Annotated in this window: 12 protein-coding genes and 1 pseudogene; 6 read left to right on the top strand and 7 right to left on the bottom strand. The window is 62.7% G+C overall.

Annotated features, from left to right (window positions below; translation table 11 throughout):
* Positions 1 to 98 precede the first annotated feature (98 nt).
* Together KSW38_RS16215 and KSW38_RS23495 are read left to right on the top strand one after the other, a co-directional pair.
* Positions 99 to 758 (top strand): DUF3841 domain-containing protein, encoded by a 660-nt coding sequence (locus KSW38_RS16215; RefSeq protein ID WP_216925952.1) that lies wholly within the window; start codon positions 99 to 101, stop codon positions 756 to 758.
* A gap of 206 nt (positions 759 to 964) precedes the next feature.
* Entirely contained in the window at positions 965 to 1,810 is an 846-nt protein-coding gene (locus KSW38_RS23495; RefSeq protein ID WP_254186621.1) for a hypothetical protein, read from the top strand.
* A gap of 57 nt (positions 1,811 to 1,867) precedes the next feature.
* Here the strand turns inward: KSW38_RS23495 and KSW38_RS23490 are convergent.
* The 7 genes and pseudogenes from KSW38_RS23490 to istA form a co-directional block, all read right to left on the bottom strand.
* Positions 1,868 to 2,290, bottom strand: a pseudogene (locus KSW38_RS23490) (IS110 family transposase); the annotation flags it as partial.
* An 861-nt stretch (positions 2,291 to 3,151) separates the two neighbouring features.
* Entirely contained in the window at positions 3,152 to 3,472 is a 321-nt protein-coding gene (locus KSW38_RS16205; RefSeq protein WP_216925950.1) for a hypothetical protein, read from the bottom strand.
* 30 nt (positions 3,473 to 3,502) lie between these two features.
* The gene (locus KSW38_RS16200; protein WP_216925949.1) at positions 3,503 to 4,210 is read right to left on the bottom strand and encodes a hypothetical protein; all 708 of its coding nucleotides are present in this window, start codon (positions 4,208 to 4,210) and stop codon (positions 3,503 to 3,505) included.
* A gap of 120 nt (positions 4,211 to 4,330) precedes the next feature.
* Positions 4,331 to 5,605, bottom strand: coding sequence for an APC family permease (locus KSW38_RS16195; protein WP_216925948.1), 1,275 nt, complete (start codon positions 5,603 to 5,605; stop codon positions 4,331 to 4,333).
* The gene (locus tag KSW38_RS16190) at positions 5,598 to 5,918 is read right to left on the bottom strand and encodes an Rv3488 family transcriptional regulator (RefSeq protein ID WP_216925947.1); all 321 of its coding nucleotides are present in this window, start codon (positions 5,916 to 5,918) and stop codon (positions 5,598 to 5,600) included. Before KSW38_RS16190 ends, KSW38_RS16195 begins: the two co-directional genes overlap by 8 nt.
* A gap of 93 nt (positions 5,919 to 6,011) precedes the next feature.
* Positions 6,012 to 6,827, bottom strand: a complete 816-nt coding sequence (gene istB, locus KSW38_RS16185; RefSeq protein ID WP_216925946.1) for an IS21-like element helper ATPase IstB — start codon at positions 6,825 to 6,827, stop codon at positions 6,012 to 6,014.
* Positions 6,824 to 8,506: an IS21 family transposase gene (istA, locus tag KSW38_RS16180; RefSeq protein ID WP_216925945.1), complete on the bottom strand. Its 1,683-nt coding sequence runs from the start codon at positions 8,504 to 8,506 to the stop codon at positions 6,824 to 6,826. The genes istB and istA overlap by 4 nt, the downstream gene beginning before the upstream one ends.
* 231 nt (positions 8,507 to 8,737) lie before the next feature.
* Between istA and KSW38_RS16175 the strand changes: the two genes are divergently transcribed.
* Genes KSW38_RS16175 through KSW38_RS16160 form a run of 4 tightly spaced genes read left to right on the top strand, consistent with a single transcriptional unit; the run spans position 8,738 to position 12,704 of the window.
* Positions 8,738 to 9,202, top strand: a complete 465-nt coding sequence (locus KSW38_RS16175; protein WP_308169402.1) for a MobC family plasmid mobilization relaxosome protein — start codon at positions 8,738 to 8,740, stop codon at positions 9,200 to 9,202.
* A 2-nt stretch (positions 9,203 to 9,204) separates the two neighbouring features.
* The gene (locus tag KSW38_RS16170) at positions 9,205 to 10,842 is read left to right on the top strand and encodes a relaxase/mobilization nuclease domain-containing protein (RefSeq protein WP_216925944.1); all 1,638 of its coding nucleotides are present in this window, start codon (positions 9,205 to 9,207) and stop codon (positions 10,840 to 10,842) included.
* A gap of 30 nt (positions 10,843 to 10,872) precedes the next feature.
* The gene (locus KSW38_RS16165; RefSeq protein WP_216925943.1) at positions 10,873 to 12,102 is read left to right on the top strand and encodes a hypothetical protein; all 1,230 of its coding nucleotides are present in this window, start codon (positions 10,873 to 10,875) and stop codon (positions 12,100 to 12,102) included.
* 44 nt (positions 12,103 to 12,146) lie between these two features.
* Positions 12,147 to 12,704 (top strand): hypothetical protein, encoded by a 558-nt coding sequence (locus tag KSW38_RS16160; RefSeq protein ID WP_216925942.1) that lies wholly within the window; start codon positions 12,147 to 12,149, stop codon positions 12,702 to 12,704.
* The last annotated feature ends 119 nt before the right edge of the window (positions 12,705 to 12,823 follow it).

Below are 12,823 nucleotides of genomic sequence, written 5' to 3'. Positions count from 1 at the left end.
CCCCCTTAAACGCTGGGATCACCCGGCTGGTTCTTTGCCGACCAGCCTCATTGGACGTCTGCCGGTGGGGCGTTGTTGTCGGTGGCTGTGATGAGGGCATGAGGATTCCGGTACGGACCGTGTCACCGGGCGGTGCGGTACCGCCGGGCCGGCTGGGCTATGACCTGAACGCTCCGGTGTTGTTGCTGCACACCATTCACAGCGCGGACGCCTTCGAGGAACTGCAGGTCACGGGACGGATTCTCCCCGATCCGGCCCGGGCGGAACCGGTTTTCGCGGAGGCCTATGCATGGATGCTGCGCCGGATGGGCGAGCGTCTTCCGACCAGGGGGAGTGGGGCGTTGTGGTTGTGGGCGAAGCTGCCCAGGGCGGAGTTGGTGGACTCCTGCAAGCGGCCGCGGAACGAGGTCTTGTTAACCTGCCGCATCCCGCGGGAGCGGGTGTTGCTCTCGGACTTCATCGCCTGGCACCAGGTGCTGAACCGGCAACCTTATGTGCTGCCGCTGCCGGGGGAATCCAGTGGGGATTTCTCTCCACGGATCGACGCGGTCCTGGATGATTTCTGGCACCGTGCCCAGGCTGCAGGGATTCGGGACGAACCGGTCAGTTCCTGGTCACCGGAGCTGCGCGCCGAGATCGAAGCGTCGTGGGAGCCCATCCTTGACCTGGCCAGCTACAAACGTGGATCCGTCTGGCAGGGAACCGTCCATGAACTGCGCGCCTCCGACGTCATCGACGCCGCCCGCATCACCCGCTGACCCACACCTCCCATGGCCAAACCCCTGGAAGCGGTCACCGTCAAAAACCAGCCGACCAAGGACCCCCGTCGTCCCGGCCGAAAAACCCCAACCCCATCCAGCAGGGAAGCCGGGCGCCCACGCCTTGGATGCTTCTATATTCGTCAAGTAGTGGAACTCGTGACGCATAGCCGCTGAGGTGGGCTTCTTGGTGGTAGGTTCGCCTCATGATTTCCGAGGACGCCGCGCTTCCGGCCGGTTGGCGCATGTCTGAGCAGCCTAGAAGCTCATTGCCGGCGGGTTGGTCCTTCAAGGGGTTTGAGGAGGAGTCTTCGTGGCTCGGGGATGACGTCCTCAATGCTGCGGAGACTGCTGTTCTTCCACCTGGTTGCGATGACAGTGTGTGGATTCTGCACAATCAGTATGTATGTCCTCCTGATGTTGATCCCGGCCCGCTCGGTGACGACGATAATGGCCCCGTCTACCCCGTGGCTCCGCCTCCTGAATTTGTGAGGTTTACGTGGAGGGAGGTAGCCAATATCAAGGGCGTTCCGCTGCGGGGAGACTTTCGGGGGCTTGAGGTTCCGCCGTGTTTTCGCTGGGGAGCAATGCTTGGGTGGGATGAGGCGGGGCTGGTTGTGCCCGGAGCCGAATTTGTCTATCAGCCTTTGGACGCAACCATCGGCCAGGTGGAGCTTGAAGCACTTCTACCTCTGTTGAGAACAGCGACCCAAACTAATGGGGTCGAAGGAATGTTCTCCTATATCGATCGAAACGCGGATGACATTTCGGGCCGGGTGGTCGGTCCCGATGGAACTATGCGTCGGCGTGTTTTCTCCTTCGAATTGGATGCTCTACTGCCGGCGCTTCTGCAACCAGGTCTTCCTAATCGGACTCCTGAATTTTGGTGGCCAGAGGACCGGGCATGGGTCGTTTGGACCGACTGGGACTTGCTGGGATCTAAGGTTTTCGGGAGCAAGAAACTGATCGAGACGCTTCGGAGTCACCCCGACCTTGAAACTTTGGACTGGTTCCCAGTCCAAGCACATCCTCAAACCACAGGGACCTCTTAGCGGATTATCGATTGCATAACCCCCGACGTACCTTGCCGCGTGCATAGAGCGGGCGTTCGAAAGGATTCGCAGTGCCATATGGTTCTGGCCGGACCGTGGTTCCCGCAAGCGGTCCATCGGAATGCTGAGGGTAGCTCGTGCTGCGCGGGTGGCGTCCATGGAATCGGATTTGCCTTGGTATCTGCCCAATCGCTGGTTCGGGACGGGAGCTTCAATGACTTGGAAGCCAGCGGCGGTCGCCTGTTGCCGGAGTTTCGCGCCATACGATCCTGTTCCTTCCATGGAGAGCAGAACTTGCTCAGGAGAGGCTTCGGTGCGACGCAGGATCCAAGACAGTGCGCGGGTGCCTCCCGTTGGAGTAGCGGGGAATGTTTCGTTCGCTCGCTCTCCGCCCGTGGCGGTGTTGATGATGGCTAGGGTGTGAGTCTTGGCGTGGGTGTCAATGCCGACGACGTAGCCGAAGTGTTCTGCCACAATCATCTTTTTCCTCCTAGGTGCCGGGAATCGAAGCGCGTCGGTGGGGTTACGGCGTGGCAGGTCTGTAATGGGCCACACCCGTAATCGAGTGGGCATGCTTCTAATCAGGCCAGCGCTGTAGACAGAACCGATGCCGGGCCAGGCCAGGGCGGACATATCCAAGAAAGCGCACTCCGGAAAGCTCAGTTCGGAGGCAAACCCATGGGTGAGTCACGCCCTGGCTCGGCCACAGCACCAGACTGCCAGCCGCTCACGGAGCAGCCGGGTAAAGACTTACAGACCATGGGAAACGGCCCCGTCTGACGTATGTCCTGATGACTGGGTCGGTGGCCGTCTGTGGTTGCGGTTACCAGAGCTTTCGGAAGACAGGGCGGATGAGTCCTGGTGAATTTGTTTGGAGATGTGCTTCGAGCGTGGTCTTCAATTCGGTAACTTGTTGTGCGGTCGCACGTGAGTCTTCCCTTGCTGCGACGGCGGCTAGATCCTGTCTTGCTGACGCGCGCCGTGCGAACTTCGTCAACATCCAGGCGCGGCGGGGCATTTTGTAGCGCTTTGGCTCGCAGTACCGCCGTGGACGAGTCGTCGAAGGAGGGCCTGAGGTGACGTTCGAGCTGTCCATGATTGGGGTCAATTCGGGTTATCCACCGCTGGATCCTTTTGGGAGCCTTTACGGTAGCTCCCTCGGCAGCCGCAGCGGTGGATAACCCATAAGAATTGTCCCCGGTGGTGGACAGCGGCAACGACGCTGCCACGGTTACGAAACGGAACCCGCACCTGACATATCGGACAGCTATGGGCGCGTCATGTGTGCGGGAAAAGCAGCGCAGCGGTTGGGCTTTTGCCGTGCCTATGTGAGCGGTGGGCTTAGTTGCTTTGGGTGTCCTCGTGCCCGGGTGCCGTCGCACCGGTGGGGTTGTTGTCTGTGGTGGTTTGGGTTTTGGCCTGGTTTTTGCGGCGGCGTGCGATGGCGGCTGGTTCGAGTCCGAGTTTTTTGAGTTCATCGGGGCTCCATCCGTCGCGGGTGGCTTTGACGTAGGCGCGTTTGTCGTCGCGTTCGGCGGTGGCGAGTTGTTCCTTGAGGTCGGTGACTTTTTGGCGTGCTTTGACGAGTTCTTCGACTGATGTGATGCGGGAGTCGAGGATGGCGCGTGCCTGGTTCTTGGTGCGTTCGATGTCGATGGGCATGGTGGTTATTCCTTTTCCGTGGTGGGAGCTTTAGCGGCTGTAGCTGGCGTCGGTGTGTGCGCTGGAGGTGTTTGTTGCCGGGGTGGCTGTGGCACCGCTGGGGGCAGTGCTCGGTGTCGTGGCCGGGGTCTGCGGGAACGACAGCTGGTAGGGCTTCAGGGCGGCCGGCAGAACCGGTACGACCGGTTCGGGGTCGTAGCGTTCCTGGTAGCTGTTGATGACGTCCTTGAGTGTGGGCTGGCGGTAGGCGTCGATGACCTCTTCGCGGCTGGGGATTTCTTTGGCCACCATGGTGGCCAGGGTGCTGGCGTGCTGGCGTTGATCGGCAGGCAGCACGGAGTCGATGGCGCGTTCAAGGGCTGGAACGGCTGCCGCCTGCGCGGGAGTCAGTGCTGTCGGGGTTTCCCGGGCTGTGCTGTGCCTGGAGGGCACGGTTGGGTCTTTGGAGCCGTCCGGAAGCTGGGCTTGGATGGCGATGGTGTAGCCGTCTTCGTGGATACGGGCGGAGGTGCCGGTCGAGGACCGGAGGCGGTCGGTGGCGAGTGATTCGATGATGCCGGCGACCTGGTCGGTTCCGCCGTGGAGCAGGGTGGCTGCTTTGTCGACCAGGTAATGGTCCGGGTCTGGTTGCCGGTCGATGGCGAACTCAACGGAGATCCGTTCTGGTCCGGTTCCGGACGCGTCCAGGTAGTGGGCGTCGGTGAGGCGCGGAGCGCCGGTGATGTCTTCGTTCAGCATGGTCCCCCCAAAGGATTGTGGCTGGTCTCGGCACGGCCACCCTACCGTGTCCTTGCTCCCTTATCGGGCACGTTGGTGCGGCGGTGAGTATGTCAACTGTTTTTGGCCCCGGTAGGGCGGTTATATCTGGCCCCGTTTGGGGTGGGCTGTTGTCCTGATTCTGATTAAGCGGAGGATGATTCCTGCAGCAAACATGAGGATTCCGAGCCCGACGGATAGCGGTGGAAGGGTTGCGACGAGGGCCACGCATGCGGCCGCGCCGAGGATCTGAAGGGCTTTGGGATAGCGGCGGTCCATGTCCGGTTGGGTGTAGGCGGCGATGTTGGCGATCAGGTAGTAGATAAGGACGCCGAAGGACGAGAATCCGATGGCCCCGCGTAGGTCGGCAACGGTGATGATCGCGCAGATCACCACGGCAAGGGTGACTTCTGCGCGGTGGGGAACTTTGTATCGGGGGTGGACGGCGGAGAGCCAGTGCGGCAGGTCGTGTTCACGGGCCATGGCCAGGCTCGTGCGCCCGAGTCCAGCGATAAGGGCGAGCAGGGCACCGAGGGCCGCGATTGCCGCGCCAACCCTGACAACGGGACCAGCCCAGGGCATGGTTCCTGACTCGACGGCAGCGGCCAGTGGTGTTGCGTTCGCAGCGACCCGCTCCGGGCCAATGCTTGCCAGCAAAGTCACGGCAATAACCGCGTAGACGATGATCGTGATGCCAAGGGCGATACTGATGGCGCGTGGGATCGTTCGTTTGGGATCGCGGACCTCCTCACCCATGGTCGCAATCCTCGCGTAGCCGGCAAACGCGAAGAACAACAGCCCCGCGGACTGCAGGATCCCATACCAACCGTGAGCGAGCAGGCCGTCCCCAAGGATCCTGGCTGGATCCGGGGCGGACCCGCCCCAGCAGGCGGCAACAGCTGTCGCGAGGGCCGCCAGCACCAGCACGACGAGGACGCGGGTTAGTCCGGCCGTGCGCGTCACGCCGTGGTAGTTCACTGCCGCGAGCACGATCACGGCCGTGATGGCCACCGGGCGTTCCCACCCTGGCGGGGCGGCATACGCAGCGAACGTCATCGCCATTGCTGCGGCGCTGGCGGTTTTGCCGATTACGAACCCCCACCCGGCCAGAAACCCGGACCAAGGTCCGAGCCGTTCACGTCCATAGACGTACGTGCCTCCGGAAGTCGGGTAGGTGGCGGCAAGCTGCGCGGAGGATGTCGCGTTGCAGAAAGCCACTACCGCGGCGACGACAAGCCCGACCAGCAGCCCTGAACCGGCTGCGGCCGCGGCAGGAGTGAAAGCCGCGAACACGCCGGCGCCGATCATCGAGCCAAGCCCGATCACAGACGCGTCAAAGGTGCCCAAACGGCGGGCCAGTGACTGGGGATTAGTCATGCAGTTGCTCCTTCGAGGATGCGGGGAGGACTTCGGCTGCAAGCTCCGCAATGGAACGACGCCCCTCGGCCAGCGCGTCCAGGCCGGCGTCCGTGGCCCGATAGACGCGCCGGGGCCGGCCGTCAACGGTCTCCTGACGGGAGACCAGCAAACCGTCCTGTTCCATCCGGTGCAGTGTCGGATACAAGGTGCCGGGCGAGACGGAGTAGCCGTGGTTGGACAGCTCTTCAGACATCCACGCGCCGTGGATGTCTTCCTCCGCTGCATGGTGGAGGATATGCAGCCGCACCGCCGCACGCATCAGTTCACGCATCTCACCCTCACGTATCGTAAACAAATATCGGATTCCGATATTTGTTTACGATACCTCAGCTGGGTAGTCAGGCGAACGTCCGGCCGCGCCCTATTAGTTCTGTGCGTTGGCGAGGCTGTGGGCGAGCCGGTAGGAGTCGGTACCCGTTTCGATGATGGTGCCGTTGAAGGTGAGGCGGTCCACAATCGCGGCGCAGAGCCGCGGGTCGGTGAAGGTCTTGGTCCATCCAGAGAACGATTCATTGCTCGCGATCGCGATGGAGTTCTTTTCCTCGCGTTCGGTGAGGACCTGAAAGAGGAGTTCGGCGCCGCGGCGGTCCAGTTCCATGTATCCGAGTTCGTCGATGCAGAGCAGGTCGACCCGGCCGTAGCGGGCGATGGTCTTGGCGAGCATCTTTTCGTCGGCCGCTTCGACGAGTTCGTTGACGAGCCGTGTCGCGAGGGTGTACTTGACCCGGTAGCCCTTCTCAGCGGCCGCGGTGCCCAAGCCGATGAGCAGGTGGGACTTGCCGGTGCCGGAGTCCCCGATCAGGCACAGTGGTGCGCCTTTGCGAATCCAATCTCCGGTTGCAAGGGTGTTGATCGTGGCGGGGTTGATGTTTGGGTTCGCGTCGAAATCAAAGTCCCCAAGCCATTTATCCCGTGGAAAGTTCGCCGCTTTCACGCGCCGGATCGATGATCGCCGATCCCGGTCATCGCACTCGGCAAGCAACAGCTCGGCCAGGAACCCCTGATACGAGAGCTGCTCTTTGCCCGCGACGATCAGGGCTTCGTCCAGGACTGCCCTGACTGTGGGCAAGCGAAGGCGTCGGCAGGCCTGGTCAACGGCCGCGACCGCTGCTTGTTCGGTCAGGCCGCGGCGCCGGCGCAAGGTCGGAGTGATGGTCATCGCGGGCGTGGTGGGACTCATGAGATGTTCTCCTTCGACACAGAAACGGCATTCGTGGTTGCACGTTTGGCGAGCAGCTCGTCATAGCCGGCAATTGATGGCAGAGGCCGTGTGTCCGGTGGAAGGCCTGCGATCACCGCGGCAGGATCCGTGAGCCGACGTTGGGTGAGACTGACAACCCGATGCACTGTCACCCCATCATGAGCACCGGAATGACGATCCGCGCTGGCCCCACCCACGAGAGGGATGGTGTTGGCGGCGTGACGACGCGCCTCGACTGCGACGACATCAGCACTTACCGCTCCGACCTTGAGAGCTGCGGTCATGCCGGCCACGACGTCGTCGGCGTCCATGGAACGGTGAAGCAGGAGCACATCGATCAGTTCCCGGGTCCCTTCGGCGTCGCCGTTGACCTTGCGGGTCTCGGCCCAGAACGCCTCATGCACTGCGGTGAACGTGCCGGCCTCACGCGCCCTGGCCAACGCCGTGGACCCGGGCAGCGCCCCTGGCTTGGTCTTGAGGACCTCCAGGTAATGATCCAGTTGAACCGACTGCCCGGCTTTCGCGGCGATCCGCTGATGCCTGGCAACCACGGTCCGGCCGTCAAAGACCAGCAGTTCTGAAGCCCGGAGGGAGACCCTGAGCCGACGGCCGATAAACCGGGCCGGAACGGAATACTTGATCATCCGCACCGTGATCATCGAGGACCGGTCCACCCGTGGCGTCAGCACCAGACCTGGATCGAATACCTCTGCCGGCAACGGTGCCAGAAGTGGCTGCTCGGCCTCGAAGTCCTGGCCGATGGTGCGGATCCGGTCATTGATCCGGCGCCGCGCATCGACCTCTTCCCAGGCCTTGATCTTCGTGTTCAGCTCGTCCAAAGACTTCACGACCGGCATTGGGGAGAGCCTGTTACGGCGGAACCAGCCAACCTCACCCTCGACACCGCCCTTTTCATGGGCCCCGCTGATCCCCGGCTGACAGTAGAAGGCATCAAAGCCGTAATGGGATTTGAACAGCACCCAGCGGTCATTCTCTTTACGTTGCCGGCCCTGGCCGAAAACAACGGCCGTCACCGCACTGGTGAGGTTGTCATAGCGGATGTGCTTAGTCGGGACGCCACCAAGGACGCTGAATGCCTCGATGTGGCCTTCCAGGAACGCTTCCTGGGCCTGCGTCGGATAAATCCGGTGGATAGCTTTGCCCGAGTGGGAGAGCCGGAGGATGAACATGTGGCACTTCGTTTTCACCCCGTCCAGAACCACCCAGACCTCGCCGAAGTCCACCTCGGCTTCAGCACCCGGGGCATGATCCTGCGGAATGAAAACCTCATGCCGGCGGCCCGCCTCAACATCGATCTCGGCCCGGCGCACACGAACATAGTCCCGGACCGTCGAATACGACAACACATGGGCATCGTGTTCCTCAAGGAGCCGTGCCAAGATCCGTCGCGCGGTATGGCGCTGTTTGCGCGGCGCCGTCGTGTCCTCGATCAGCATCTGATCGATCGCGGCCTTGAACGGCTCCAATCGATGGGACACGCCCCGGCGCGGTTTGCGCTCCGGCGGTTCAGCGGATTCAAGGGCTTGCCGAACGGTTCGCCGATGGACACCATGGCGACGTGCGAGTTCACGGATCGATAAGCCCTCGATCCTGGAATCCCTGCGGATCCTCGCGAACAACTCCACCCGTGCACCCATCCGGACCTCCAACAAGGCTCGTTCCAGCAATTGGAAACAAGCCTCAAGTGGGGCCACTTATAACCGTCACAACCACACCGGCGAGTCAGAAAGTGGGGCCAGAAATAACCGTCCTACCGGGGCCAAATAAACCTGTCACAGTCACGGCGGGTCGCCAATCCGCCCGCGCGGAGCAAGCTATACATTTACACGGGTGTAAATGGCGTGTCGCTCACGGACCCTAGCGGGTTCGTGAGCCACACTGGCTTGTGTGGTCCCCGGTTTGGGGTCGCTGCGCTGGGCGTTTTGGAGGGAGGTTTTGGAATGCCGGAGGAGGAGAGTGCTGGCCGTCCCGAGGTCTCCCGTCGTCGCCGGGCGAATGCCCCGGCGGGGTCCAAGAAGCGGCGTGACGTGTGGGTCACGGTGGAGGAGGAAGCGGCACTGATCGCTAGGGCCGAGCGGGAGAAGGTGACGGTCCCGAACCTGTTGGTGTCGGCTGCGTTGTCGGAGGGCACGGATTCGCCGACGGAGCGCCGGGGGATCATGGCCGAGTTGATGCAGCTGCACAATCTGTTGGCTCGTTCGTCGAACAACATCAACCAGCTCGCCCGGCACGCGAACGCCACGGGTGAGGTCCCGGTTGAGGCGGGGGAGGCGTTGAAGCATCTGCGCTCGGTGGCGAGGCGGATAGATGCGGCCATTGAGGGGTTGATGTAAGGATGATTCCGAACATCACCCGCGGTTCGCGGATGGCCGGCCTAATGGTTTATCTGGTCTCGACCGATGCGGACAAGACGAAGAACTCGCACACGGAACCGCGCCTGGTGGCCGGGGACGCGGCGATCATGGCGTGGTACGACGACGGCGTCCTGGACCATGAGGATGCGGTTGCGATCGCGAAGCACCTGGACCAGCCACGCAAGGCCTACGGGGTCGAGGTGAAGATCAAGGACTTCGCCTGGGACGCAACGAATAAGGAACGCGTGCACGTCGGATACAAGGACGCCAGCGTGTGGCACTGCTCGCTGAGTCTGCGGGCCGAGGAGGGCGCCCTGACCGATCAGCAGTGGGGCGACATCGCGAACGATTTCGTGGACGCCATGGGCTTCACCGCAACGAGTGGGAAAGCCCAGTGCCGATGGGCTGCGATCAATCACGGCACGTCCGAGAACGGCAACCACCACATCCACATCGCCGTCTCTTTGGTCCGGGAAGACGGGACCAAAGCCTCCACCCACGCGGACTACAAAAAGGCGCAGCAGACCTGCCGCCAGCTGGAGGTCAAGTATGGCCTTGAGCAGCTGTCGGCCGTGTACGCCACGCGCGGTTACGACCGGGCGGAGAAGGCCACCGCGGTCCGGGATGAACGCGAAATGCACCGGGTTTCGTTGGCCCGGAAAGTCCGCGCCAGCGCCAGCGCCTCCGCAACGGAGGCCGAGTTCGTCCGCCGCGCCCGCGACACCGGAATGCTGGTCCGGCCCAGGTATGCGAAGAACACCACGGACGTCATTGTTGGCTACTCCGTCGCCGAACGACCCAGACCGGGGGAGCGGCCCATCTGGTTCGGTGGCGGCACCCTTGCCACGGACCTCAGACTCGGTGCCCTGCGCGAAAACTGGATGGACACACCACAGCACGCGAGCCAGGCTGCGGCCGAATGGAACGCAGCCGCACGCAACAAACGCACCGTCTCCAGGACCGGCCGGGAGAAGGCCACACCGCCACCGGAGATGTGGGTAGAGTACACCCGCAACGCCACCGCCCTCGCCGAACAGCTCCGGGCTATTTCGCGCGATGATCACGCGACCTGGGCCAAAGCAGCCCGTGACGTTTCCGGAGCCTTCGCTGCCTGGTCTTACCGCCTCGAAGCAACCCCCGGACCCCTCGCAGCGACCGCTGCTGAACTGTCCCGCACGGCGCAATTGCGCGAGCCTCGCGAGCACAGCAAACCCATTTCGCTGCCCTCCATTGCAGGCACCGCGATGTTGTTCATGGCAGCCTCGTCCAGGAATCAAACCGCCGCCCAGACCGCGCTCATGGTCCAGCTGATCAACACCGCGTTCGCGGTGTACGAAATGCACGCCCAAGCCGGACGCGCACGTGAAGCCGGGCGCATCCGCTCCGTCGTCGAACACCAGCTGGCACCGTTCACCGCCAGCATGCCCAAGGCTGTGTCAGCGGGTGCTGAGCAACAGCCGGCCTCGGAGGCGGCAGTACCGCCACGAGCGATTGATATCGCACGGCGCGGCATCGCCCCGATCCGTCCCGGATCAGCCGTGCCCACCACGCCGACGGCCTCAACAGTAAAGACCTATCAGCCCAGCCGAAACGATTCCGGCCCGGGCCTCGACCGATAAGAATCACACCACTAGTGCAAGGGGAACACGATGAGTGAATCAGACGGAATGGACGACGTTCTGGACGCCGGGTTGCGCCAGTCATTGATGATCGCCTCACGCATTGCCGAGACTCTGGCCCGCCGCCGGCAGGAACACCAGCGGCAGCAACAACACTTGGACTCACAGGCAGCGCACGAAGCCCAAGCACGACTCTCCGCCGAGCGCGCCACCGCCCACGCAGCCCTCGCCCCAGTCGAAAACCAGTGGTGGGACAAAGCCCAACCCGCCGACATCGCCACCGCGTACGCGGTCGCCGAAGCCTGGAAAGACCACGACCCCACCGCCCTTGAAGCATCCGGAAAAATCCGTCAGGAAGTCCTGACCCGGTACGGCATCGACACCCGCGACATCGGCGCTGACGCCGCCTACCTCGAATCCATCGTCCACGCCATGAACGACGGAAAAACCCAAGCCGAGGCCTTGGCCGCAAGCGGCGAACAAGCACGCAAAGCCGCCGCCGAACACGATAAAGCCATGCAACTCCTCGCAGCCGCCCGCGCCGAAGAGCTCCGCGCCCAAGCGGCGAAACTCGCACCCGAAATGGAACGCCACCACGTACCCGTCGAGTACCTGGCCAACCCCGAACTAACCCAGGCCCTCCAACGTGCACACAACGCCAAAACCCCCAAAGCCCTCGACATCGCCGACGCAGACATCAAAGAACGCCTGTTTCTCATCGGCAAAGACGGCATCAACGGACCCGACCTGGATCAACTCCGCACAGAAACCGCAGCGAACATCAATGGCACCACCGAAGCCCACTTCAAAGACCCGGCGTTCGTGACCGCAGCGAAGAACCTGCACGAAGCGAAACTCCTCGCAGAAAGCGGCTTCACCGGGGACCAATGGTCAACCCAGGAACAACGCTACGAACGGGCCGAAAAGGAACTCTTTGCCCGCATCGAAGACCTCGGCCGGGACATCGAGAGCCGCGTCACCGGAAAGGACGACAGCAGCCGGATCAAAGACCAGGCACTCAAAGCGGAGACAGTGTCAGCGGATGGGTACGGCTCAGCCGAACACCACCAGAAATTCGCCGAATCCCTCACCACTACGGGCGCCACAGAACCTCAAATCCGTGGCCGGCTCGCAGCGGCCCGCAGCGAGGGAACACACCCCAACGCCGCCGTCACCTTGGCAAAGGCAGCGAAAGCACGTAGGAGCAGCCGCGGAACGGCAGCAGGTGCAGAACGAAGCAAGAACGGCCCCAGCCGCTGACACGAAATCCCGCAACCAAGGCGAACTGAAAGTTAGGGTGGATTATGGGTGATCAGGACACGCGGACGTTGCCGGCTGCGGCGAGATCTGGTGGGAAAATAAGGCCGAAGCGAAAGAGTTTCGCCCGCCGGCAGGAAGATGCCCGGAAGTGGCTTGAGCGGCTCGTGCCGCCGGAGAAGATCACCGAGGAGCGCATCAAGGAACTGGCCGCCTACGTCGACCGGTACAGGCCAGGCTCCCGGTACCAGCAAATCGCCGACGCCATGGTTAGAAACAACGAGCAACCGAGCTACGCGAAGGTCGCAGCCCGGTACCAAGCCCGTAAGGAAGCGTGGCAACGACGCAACACCACAGGCAAACCGGTAGAGCTAACGGAGGACGTCCTGGTCAGGCTTACATCCTCCATTGCCCAGTCATGGGCCGCCCACAATCGAGGGCCTTCCTGGACGGAGGTCGGTGAGATCATGGGCTGGGACCGACCTCAAACCCGGGACGCCCTTAACCGACTTTATACAGAGGGGGTTGTCTCCTTCAGTGCTGAAAGCGGTTCCCTCGCCCTGTCCGGAAGACCCTCACGCCGCGCCTACAGGGTAAGTACCTAGCCTCGCGCACCGTTCGCCCTTCCAGGTCGCTGAAGATGCCGTACCGAAGCGGCGCTGTGGGTCAGTCTCGGCTCGGCCACGAACTGACGGACTGGAAGTATTCGGTTGCATCAGCGTCT

It is taken from the genome of Paenarthrobacter aromaticivorans (genome assembly GCF_019038615.1).
GTDB lineage: Bacteria > Actinomycetota > Actinomycetes > Actinomycetales > Micrococcaceae > Arthrobacter > Arthrobacter aromaticivorans.
Note: the sequence above shows the minus strand (reverse complement) of the source record. Positions and strands in the feature narration are given on the sequence as shown.

Excerpts from the sequence above, each read along its gene's own strand:
- KSW38_RS16215 (WP_216925952.1), top strand. The coding sequence starts at position 99 with ATGAGGATTCCGGTACGGACCGTGTCACCGGGCGGTGCGGTACCGCCG.
- KSW38_RS23495 (WP_254186621.1), top strand. The coding sequence starts at position 965 with ATGATTTCCGAGGACGCCGCGCTTCCGGCCGGTTGGCGCATGTCTGAG.
- KSW38_RS16205 (WP_216925950.1), bottom strand. The coding sequence starts at position 3,472 with ATGCCCATCGACATCGAACGCACCAAGAACCAGGCACGCGCCATCCTC.
- KSW38_RS16200 (WP_216925949.1), bottom strand. The coding sequence starts at position 4,210 with ATGCTGAACGAAGACATCACCGGCGCTCCGCGCCTCACCGACGCCCAC.
- KSW38_RS16195 (WP_216925948.1), bottom strand. The coding sequence starts at position 5,605 with ATGACTAATCCCCAGTCACTGGCCCGCCGTTTGGGCACCTTTGACGCG.
- KSW38_RS16190 (WP_216925947.1), bottom strand. The coding sequence starts at position 5,918 with ATGCGTGAACTGATGCGTGCGGCGGTGCGGCTGCATATCCTCCACCAT.
- istB (WP_216925946.1), bottom strand. The coding sequence starts at position 6,827 with ATGAGTCCCACCACGCCCGCGATGACCATCACTCCGACCTTGCGCCGG.
- istA (WP_216925945.1), bottom strand. The coding sequence starts at position 8,506 with ATGGGTGCACGGGTGGAGTTGTTCGCGAGGATCCGCAGGGATTCCAGG.
- KSW38_RS16170 (WP_216925944.1), top strand. The coding sequence starts at position 9,205 with ATGATTCCGAACATCACCCGCGGTTCGCGGATGGCCGGCCTAATGGTT.
- KSW38_RS16165 (WP_216925943.1), top strand. The coding sequence starts at position 10,873 with ATGAGTGAATCAGACGGAATGGACGACGTTCTGGACGCCGGGTTGCGC.
- KSW38_RS16160 (WP_216925942.1), top strand. The coding sequence starts at position 12,147 with ATGGGTGATCAGGACACGCGGACGTTGCCGGCTGCGGCGAGATCTGGT.